The organism is Rickettsia sp. (genome assembly GCF_965035265.1).
The window spans coordinates 1-5,583 of record NZ_CBCDJS010000085.1 but is presented as its reverse complement, the minus strand read 5'-3'; the positions used below and the strand labels follow the sequence as shown (position 1 = coordinate 5,583).

Genomic DNA, 5,583 nt, shown 5'->3' with positions numbered 1-5,583 from the left:
TGCTACAGGCATCCCACTGCTCGCCTGCTTTAAGATAGACATGATTTGGCTATCACTGTGTTTTGATATTGTCATTTATAGAATCTCCTTCTTTACTTCTAAAAAATTCTACTCCTTTTGTCGATTGTTTTTGGGGAGGATTACCCTTGGACCGAACACAGCCAAACTATTAGAAAAAAGAGGAGAGGAAAGCAAACAAACTAGCCGGACTAGATAATAAGGCGTTGTTGCGTGGATATTTTACCTCTGTCATCCCGTGGCTTGACCACGGGATCCAGTTAAAAATACTAAAGTTTTAGTATTTTTTATTATTTTTATGGACCCCGTGGTCAAGCGAACTAGGTGACACAGTGAATTTTATCGATCCACGCAACAATGCCTTCTTGCAAAAGTAGGAATGACAATACAAGAGCTACACAAACTTATAATAAGTCTGATTCTTATCACCTTTACTTATTAAAAGTTTATGTTCTAAACCGTAAATTAAATCTCTACTAGCCGTTGCCGTAGAAATATTTTTATGTACACTAATATAATCTTTTCTAGAAAACCATTTATCCATTAAATTAACCTTGACAAATTCCATTCTGGCTAAAGGAGTACTTGCCTCATATACTATATTATTACTATATAATCTTAATGCTGTAACTATTTGATCAAGCATAAATTCAATAAATAAGGTAGACTCGCCAAGCTTATCACACTTACTTAAAACGCTATAATATTCGCTTTGATTATTTCTAATCAAACTTTCAACGGAAATATACTCAAAAATTTTATTAGTTTGCATTAATAATAATTGTTGCCATAACCTACCGATGCGTCCATTACCATCTGAAAAAGGATGAATAAACTCAAGCTCATAATGAAATATACAAGCCTTAATTATTCCGGAAGTGCCGTCATTTTTATTTATAAAATCAAATAAATCCTGCATTAATAAAGATACACGACTTGCCGGAGGTGCAAAATGTATAATCTCTGTGCCTTTAAATATAGCGGCATTACCTTTACGCCACTTTCCGTTATCTTCTACTAATCCTTGCATTAATATCTTATGTGCTTTTAATAATGATTCAACCGAGCAAGAATCAAATATTGTTAGATCATTATATAATTTTATAGCATTATTTACTTCTAGAATATCTTTTTCAGGTGCAAGAACTCTTTTACCGTTTATTATATCGGTAATTTGCTCTACGCTTAAACTGTTACCTTCAATTGCTAAAGAAGAGTGGATAGTTTTAATTTGATTATTTTTTCTAAGTTTTATAGGTTGAGAGTACAGCTTGCTACCGGCTAAAATACCAAGCTCATAAGAAATATCTTGGAGTAATCCCAAGATTTTATTAGTTATTTGAAAAGGTGGTTTGTTGTTCATGATATGATAGTATCATATGATACTATCACTGTCTATATTATTTGATACAATTAATAAGATTTTCTATCTCTATATCCTCCATCACTCCGGTTTTACGGTCTTTTAATTCAACGATATTATTTGCGGCTTTTTTAGGACCGATTATAATTTGATAAGGCGAGCCGATAAGGTCGTGCGTAGCGAATTTACTGCCGGGGCGTGCTTCGGTATCGTCATACAATACTTCTATACTTTGATCTGATAGCTCTTTATAAGCTTTTGCCGCAAGTTCTACGCATTTACTATCATGAATATTTAAATTAATTAAAGAAACTTTAAAAGGAGCAACGCTAGAAGGCCATATGATACCTTTCTCATCACAATTTGCTTCTATAATAGCCGCCACTAACCTTGAAATACCTATGCCGTAAGAACTCATTTCAACGGGAGTAAGTGTACCATGCTCATCATTAATAAGTGCATTCATATTAACCGAATATTTTGAGCCAATATAAAAAATATGCCCAACTTCTATCCCTTTACTGCTAGTTATTTCTTGTTCAGATATAGGTAATTTATTCACGTCATGCTTTTCTTCGGCGGCTGCGTACCAGCCTTTAATTTCCTCTACATCAATATCAGGATTATCTTTTAACGTCTTAAATCTTTTATCGTAATAAATAGTACTTTCACCAGTTTCAGCAATAATATGAAATTCATGGCTTAAATTACCGCCTATCGGACCATTATCAGCAATAACAGGGATAGCAAATACGCCTAAATCCCTGAAAGTATTAATATAAGCCTTATACATTTGATTATAAGTTTTTACGGCATTTTCTTCGTTTATATCAAAAGAATAAGCATCTTTCATAAGAAACTCTCGTCCTCTCATAACACCAAAACGTGGTCTAATCTCATCACGAAATTTCCATTGGATATGATAAAGGTTTTTTGGCAAATCCTTATATGACTTAATATTATGACGAAAAATATCCGTAATCATATCTTCGTTAGTTGGACCAAATAGTAAGGTATTATCGTGACGATCTTGAAATTTTAACATTTCCTTACCGTAATTATCAAAACGCCCCGATTCCATCCATAAATGTGCCGGCTGAATACAAGGCATAAGAACTTCCAAAGCTCCTGCTTTATTCATATTCGAGCGTACTATATTCTCGATATTCTTAAGTACCTTTAAACCAAGCGGAAGCCATGTATAAATCCCTGCTGCTTGCTGCCTAATCATTCCGCTTCTAAGCATTAATTTATGCGAAGTTACTTGAGCTTCACTTGGTTCTTCCTTTAAAACAGGTAAAAAATATTTTGATAATAACATAGAATTTTTTTAGTTTAATATATTTTTCCGTCATTGCGAGGAAATTACGAAGTAATTGACGAAGCAATCTCGTGTCAAAGTCCTGAGATTGCCACGCTCCTTTCAGTCGCTTAGCTCATGACGGATGAAAGTGTACTTATCTTTTAGCGGTAAGGTTTAAAAACTCATGGCGATATTTCTGCTGCTCGGCAAATATACCCGTATAATGCATAGTGTTCATAATGCTATTATCCTGCATAACCCCCCGCATCGACATACAACTATGCAGCGCAGAAATCTTAACGGCAACGCCAAGCGGCTTTAAATTCTCCTGCACGCTTTCTGCTATCTGTACGGTCATTTTTTCTTGAATTTGTAGCCTTCTAGCAAAGATATTTACTATTCGTGCTAACTTGCTTATGCCGACAATACAGTTATCAGGAATATAAGCTATATGTACCGTACCGTTAAAAGGTAACATATGATGTTCGCAAAAAGAGGTAAATTTTATGCCTTCTAGTGAAATAAAGTCTTGAAAATTACAAGTATCGTAAAATTTTGTATTTAATATTTCCTCTACGTCCTTTCCATAACCGGAAAATATTTCCGTATAGCTGTTAATTACTCTATCAGGAGTTTTAAGCAGCCCTTCTCTAGTTGGGTCTTCGCCGATAAATTTGAGTAATGTTCTTACCGCTTCTTTAGCTTCTTCTCTAGTCGGTTTATTCATGTTCTAGTTTTATGCTTTTAAAAAACATTACTCTAACACAAATATATACAAACATCAAGCCGCCTACTATAGCAATAAGCCCTCCTCCGCCCATCATTCCCATTAGTAGCTTAGCTGACATCGGCATTACGCTATTTGGATCTTTACGCATGACCCCGTAACCGCCGGCAAGTGCTAGCCCGAGTATATGCAGAATCTGCCCAAATGTTAGTAGGTAGATGGCAAGTGTCATGCCGTAGTGTATGTCATACCGCGACTTGATCGCGGTATCCATTTTATTATTTTTGGATGCCGTGGTCAAGCCACGGCATGACACATAACCCATACATGCAATACTGATCCCTACTATAGAACCATGATAATGAGCAGGAATTACTACATTTATACCTGTAATATTCATTGCAATAAGCCCGCCAAGTAGAAATAAAGTAATAGAGCAAAGTAAGGTGGTTTTGATTACTCTGTGATTTGATGTCATTCCTGCGGAAGCAGGAATCCATTCTTTTTTTTCTAGATTCCCGCTTTCGCGGGAATGACATAAAGATGCGTGGGAATAACACACCAACTCAACCCCCATACCGACCAAACATAAAACAGGAGCAATACCACCTAGATATTTCATATGATTTGTATAAAATTCTTTAAATGCTCCATCAATAATATCATAAGATATATGACCAAAAAGTATAATAATGCCAAAAATAAAATTCAAATAAAGTAAGAAAAGATAGAATTTTTGGAATTTTAATTCTCTAGCTATTAACTCTCTAAATAAAATAACCCAAATAAATATTAATATTTGAGTATATATAAATTGTAATAAATGACCCCCGCTCCAAAAAAGTAATTCATAATAAAATTCTATCTCAATTGGAATAATTTCAATAATATTTTGCAAGCCGTTATAAGACCATCCAAAACAAACGAAACTTAAAATAAACATTATAATAGTCGATAATATTGTAAAATTAATTAGATTATTTAAGTTCCGCCAATCGAAGAAATATAAGATATTTATTGCATATAACAGCAGCGTAACACCAAATAGACTTAACCCCAAAATAAATACGATATTCTCAAGCATCGGTATATAATTATTCATAACAGGGTTATGCCCTGCTACCGGGGAAATAGCGATCAGAAGAGTAGCTAGAAAAGCGAGTTTGGGGTAAAGGTGAAACACGTCATTGCGAGCGAACGTAGAGAGCGTGGCAATCTCAGGAATTTTGTATTGTTTCATAAGATTGCCGCGTCGAGGCTTTGCCTCTCCTCGCAATGACATTTCACCCCAAACACTAGCCGTAATGGACAACAACCAAATTAATACCGATAAATTAACGTGAATGATTAAAGCAGATTTGAAAATATGCGGATTTGGGAAAAAGCTTGATAATTGTGGGGTACGTAATACCACTAAAATAATTGAATATAAACCTGCAAACCCCAAGGATAAAATACCAAGCTTGAGCCAAGAATTAGTTAAGCTATTATTTTGTGATTGAGTGATGAAATTCATGACTACAGATAAATATTAAACCACTATAACAAATAGCTCACCGTATATAGATAATCAATATTTTTTATTTGATTTGGAAATTAACATAAGCTATTAATAAGTCAATTAAGAGTTAATGGTTAGATATGACTAATCATCCATGTATTGGAATCGGTATTATAGTTTTTAATAGCAAGAATGAGATTTTACTAGGCAAACGTATTAGTTCTCATGGTGAATCTAGTTATGGCAACCCAGGTGGACATTTAGAATTTAGTGAAACATTTGAAGAATGTATTATTAGGGAAGTATTAGAAGAGGCGAATCTGATCATTGAAAACCCACAATTTTTAGCTGTGACTAATGATGTTTTTGAAAAAGAACAAAAGCATTATGTCTCGATTTTTCTTAAAGCTCATTGTTTAAATGAAGAACAATTGCAAAATCTTGAGCCTCATAAGGTAGAAAGCTGGCAGTGGTTTGCTCTTGATAACTTACCACCTAATCTCTTCCTGCCTCTAAAAAGACTCATTGAGAAAAAATGTTATCTATATAAAAAAATTACTGATTAACCTAATTTATCTAATTTTAAATACCCTATAACGGCAATCTAGGCTCTGTGAACATTTATAAAAAAATTTAATTTTGGTTATTTTTTGCTGCAAATTATAAGATTT

At 34.0% G+C, this 5,583-nt stretch carries 5 protein-coding genes; 1 reads left to right on the top strand and 4 read right to left on the bottom strand.

All coding sequences use genetic code 11. The features are described 5' to 3' along the window. Nucleotides 1–412 precede the first annotated feature (412 nt). From AC1Z7D_RS05760 to AC1Z7D_RS05745, 4 genes are all read right to left on the bottom strand, one after another. Nucleotides 413–1,381 (bottom strand): Fic family protein, encoded by a 969-nt coding sequence (locus tag AC1Z7D_RS05760; protein WP_482602772.1) that lies wholly within the window; start codon nucleotides 1,379–1,381, stop codon nucleotides 413–415. A 37-nt stretch (nucleotides 1,382–1,418) separates the two neighbouring features. Continuing rightward, nucleotides 1,419–2,702 carry a proline--tRNA ligase gene (proS, locus tag AC1Z7D_RS05755; protein WP_482602770.1) on the bottom strand — a complete coding sequence of 428 codons (1,284 nt, stop codon included), beginning with the start codon at nucleotides 2,700–2,702 and terminating at the stop codon, nucleotides 1,419–1,421. A 136-nt stretch (nucleotides 2,703–2,838) separates the two neighbouring features. Continuing rightward, entirely contained in the window at nucleotides 2,839–3,411 is a 573-nt protein-coding gene (gene folE / locus AC1Z7D_RS05750; protein WP_482602768.1) for a GTP cyclohydrolase I FolE, read from the bottom strand. Continuing rightward, entirely contained in the window at nucleotides 3,404–4,927 is a 1,524-nt protein-coding gene (locus AC1Z7D_RS05745; RefSeq protein ID WP_482602766.1) for a hypothetical protein, read from the bottom strand. Before AC1Z7D_RS05745 ends, folE begins: the two co-directional genes overlap by 8 nt. A gap of 125 nt (nucleotides 4,928–5,052) precedes the next feature. Here AC1Z7D_RS05745 and AC1Z7D_RS05740 point away from each other — a divergent pair, with 125 nt between their 5' ends. After that, entirely contained in the window at nucleotides 5,053–5,478 is a 426-nt protein-coding gene (locus AC1Z7D_RS05740) for a nucleotide triphosphate diphosphatase NUDT15 (RefSeq protein ID WP_482602764.1), read from the top strand. Nucleotides 5,479–5,583 lie beyond the last annotated feature (105 nt).